Origin of the sequence: Vibrio sp. ZF57 (assembly GCF_001691235.1) — a bacterium.
GTDB lineage: Bacteria > Pseudomonadota > Gammaproteobacteria > Enterobacterales > Vibrionaceae > Vibrio > Vibrio crassostreae_C.
On the sequence record NZ_MAKD01000050.1, the window covers coordinates 1 to 3843 of the forward strand.

A 3843-nucleotide genomic window follows, 5' to 3' on the forward strand; every position below is an offset into this window, starting at 1 on the left:
GCCTGCCTTGCACGCAGGAGGTCTGCGGTTCGATCCCGCATAGCTCCACCATTCTTTCTCCATGAAGGAATCAAAACTATCATGGGCGATTAGCTCAGTTGGGAGAGCACCTGCCTTACAAGCAGGGGGTCACTGGTTCGAGCCCGGTATCGCCCACCATCTTTAAGCACACTTTTCTTAGTAATAGAAAACTGAGTGTATTTAAAAATGGTTTTGAAAGTTTAATGCTTTAAAAACTCTTGCTCTTTAACAATTTGGAAAGCTGACTGATTGATTTACTTACGAGTAATTCAATCAAATTTAAAAGTTCTCAATGTTTATCTGCTCTTATTTAATAAGAACGGTATAAACACAACAAACACATTCAAGTGTCTTGGCTTTTTGTCTTCACTTTTTAAAAGTGGAAATAAAGAGTGATTCAAACTTAGTTTGAATCGAAATTGAGTCCGGCAAACAGTCATTGAGAATTAACCCTTCTTGATGACAACCAAAAACCTTGGTTAGTTGCCATACGCTTATTTGTCTTCACTTTTTAAAGTGAAAGCAAATAGAAACCCTTTCGGGTTGTATGGTTAAGTGACTAAGCGTACACGGTGGATGCCTTGGCAGTCAGAGGCGATGAAAGGCGTAATAACTTGCGATAAGCCCAGATTAGGTAGTAATAACCTTTTGAGTCTGGGATTCCTGAATGGGGAAACCCACTTACATAAGTAAGTATCCTGTTGTGAATACATAGCAACAGGAGGCAAACCGGGGGAACTGAAACATCTAAGTACCCCGAGGAAGAGAAATCAACCGAGATTCCGAAAGTAGCGGCGAGCGAAATTGGATTAGCCCTTAAGCTTTTAATGATGCAGGTGAAGAGTCTGGAAAGTCTCGCAGTAAAGGGTGATAGCCCCGTAACCGACACATCATAATCAGTGAAAACGAGTAGGGCGGGACACGTGATATCCTGTCTGAATATGGGGGGACCATCCTCCAAGGCTAAATACTACTGACTGACCGATAGTGAACCAGTACCGTGAGGGAAAGGCGAAAAGAACCCCTGTGAGGGGAGTGAAATAGAACCTGAAACCGTGTACGTACAAGCAGTAGGAGCACCTTCGTGGTGTGACTGCGTACCTTTTGTATAATGGGTCAGCGACTTAATTTTAGTAGCAAGGTTAACCGTTTAGGGGAGCCGTAGGGAAACCGAGTCTTAACTGGGCGTACAGTTGCTAGGATTAGACCCGAAACCAGGTGATCTAGCCATGGGCAGGTTGAAGGTTGAGTAACATCAACTGGAGGACCGAACCGACTAATGTTGAAAAATTAGCGGATGACTTGTGGCTAGGGGTGAAAGGCCAATCAAACCTGGAGATAGCTGGTTCTCCCCGAAAGCTATTTAGGTAGCGCCTCGGACGAATACTACTGGGGGTAGAGCACTGTTAAGGCTAGGGGGTCATCCCGACTTACCAACCCTTTGCAAACTCCGAATACCAGTAAGTACTATCCGGGAGACACACGGCGGGTGCTAACGTCCGTCGTGGAGAGGGAAACAACCCAGACCGCCAGCTAAGGTCCCAAAGTATAGCTAAGTGGGAAACGATGTGGGAAGGCTCAGACAGCCAGGATGTTGGCTTAGAAGCAGCCATCATTTAAAGAAAGCGTAATAGCTCACTGGTCGAGTCGGCCTGCGCGGAAGATGTAACGGGGCTAAGCTATACACCGAAGCTGCGGCTACGTACCTTAGGGTATGTGGGGTAGGGGAGCGTTCTGTAAGCCGTTGAAGGTGGTCTGTAAGGGCTGCTGGAGGTATCAGAAGTGCGAATGCTGACATGAGTAACGATAAAGGGAGTGAAAAACTCCCTCGCCGGAAGACCAAGGGTTCCTGTCCAACGTTAATCGGGGCAGGGTAAGTCGACTCCTAAGGCGAGGCCGAAAGGCGTAGTCGATGGGAAACGGGTTAATATTCCCGTACTTCTTACAATTGCGATGGGGGGACGGAGAAGGCTAGGTGGGCCTGGCGACGGTTGTCCAGGTTCAAGTACGTAGGCGGGTGGTTTAGGTAAATCCGGACCGCTACTAACGCTGAGATACGATGTCGAGCTACTACGGTAGTGAAGTCATTGATGCCATGCTTCCAGGAAAAGCCTCTAAGCTTCAGATTGTAAGGAATCGTACCCCAAACCGACACAGGTGGTCGGGTAGAGAATACCAAGGCGCTTGAGAGAACTCGGGTGAAGGAACTAGGCAAAATGGTACCGTAACTTCGGGAGAAGGTACGCTCTTATCAGTGAAGTCCCTTGCGGATGGAGCAGACGAGAGTCGCAGATACCAGGTGGCTGCAACTGTTTATTAAAAACACAGCACTGTGCAAAATCGTAAGATGACGTATACGGTGTGACGCCTGCCCGGTGCCGGAAGGTTAATTGATGGGGTTAGACTTCGGTCGAAGCTCTTGATCGAAGCCCCGGTAAACGGCGGCCGTAACTATAACGGTCCTAAGGTAGCGAAATTCCTTGTCGGGTAAGTTCCGACCTGCACGAATGGCGTAATGATGGCCACGCTGTCTCCACCCGAGACTCAGTGAAATTGAAATCGCTGTGAAGATGCAGTGTACCCGCGGCTAGACGGAAAGACCCCGTGAACCTTTACTACAGCTTGGCACTGAACATTGAACCTACATGTGTAGGATAGGTGGGAGACTATGAAACCGCGTCGCTAGATGTGGTGGAGTCGTCCTTGAAATACCACCCTTGTAGTTTTGATGTTCTAACGTTGGTCCCTGAATCGGGATTACGGACAGTGCCTGGTGGGTAGTTTGACTGGGGCGGTCTCCTCCCAAAGAGTAACGGAGGAGCACGAAGGTGGGCTAAACACGGTTGGACATCGTGTGGTTAGTGCAATGGCATAAGCCCGCTTGACTGCGAGAATGACAATTCGAGCAGGTGCGAAAGCAGGTCATAGTGATCCGGTGGTTCTGAATGGAAGGGCCATCGCTCAACGGATAAAAGGTACTCCGGGGATAACAGGCTGATACCGCCCAAGAGTTCATATCGACGGCGGTGTTTGGCACCTCGATGTCGGCTCATCACATCCTGGGGCTGAAGTCGGTCCCAAGGGTATGGCTGTTCGCCATTTAAAGTGGTACGCGAGCTGGGTTTAGAACGTCGTGAGACAGTTCGGTCCCTATCTGCCGTGGGCGTTGGAAAATTGAAAGGGGCTGCTCCTAGTACGAGAGGACCGGAGTGGACGAACCTCTGGTGTTCGGGTTGTCATGCCAATGGCATTGCCCGGTAGCTAAGTTCGGAATCGATAACCGCTGAAAGCATCTAAGCGGGAAGCGAGCCTTGAGATGAGTTTTCCCTGGCACTATAAGTGTCCTAAAGGGTTGTCGTAGACTACGACGTTGATAGGCAGGGTGTGTAAGTGCTGCGAGGCATTGAGCTAACCTGTACTAATTGCCCGTGAGGCTTAACCATACAACACCCAAGGGGTTTTGTGGACTCAAAGAAATACCAAACGCTTGAATGAGTTTGAAAGAGACTTTTAAATCAGTTTTCCGAATTATTTTGCCTTCAGTTTTTAAAAAAGCTGAAAGTAAAAGCAAAATTTGCTTGGCGACCATAGCATTGTGGACCCACCTGATTCCATGCCGAACTCAGAAGTGAAACACAATAGCGCCGATGGTAGTGTGGGGCTTCCCCATGTGAGAGTAGGACATCGCCAGGCTCCAAATTTATTTTCACTTTTTTGAAAGGTGAAGACAAAAGGTATCGTTACTTGCATTAGCAAATAACAACCTCAACAGTGTACTAATCTGTTGATGACAATTTGTTGGAGGGATGGCTGAGTGGTCGA

1 tRNA gene and 2 rRNA genes are annotated in these 3843 nt (G+C 48.3%); all 3 read left to right on the forward strand.

Annotated features, from left to right (window positions below):
* Nucleotides 1-83 precede the first annotated feature (83 nt).
* Nucleotides 84-159 (forward strand) — tRNA-Val (locus A6D97_RS05310).
* 411 nt (nt 160-570) lie between these two features.
* Nucleotides 571-3464 (forward strand): 23S ribosomal RNA (locus A6D97_RS05315).
* Nucleotides 3465-3598: 134 nt separating this feature from the next.
* Nucleotides 3599-3714 (forward strand): 5S ribosomal RNA (rrf, locus tag A6D97_RS05320).
* The last annotated feature ends 129 nt before the right edge of the window (nt 3715-3843 follow it).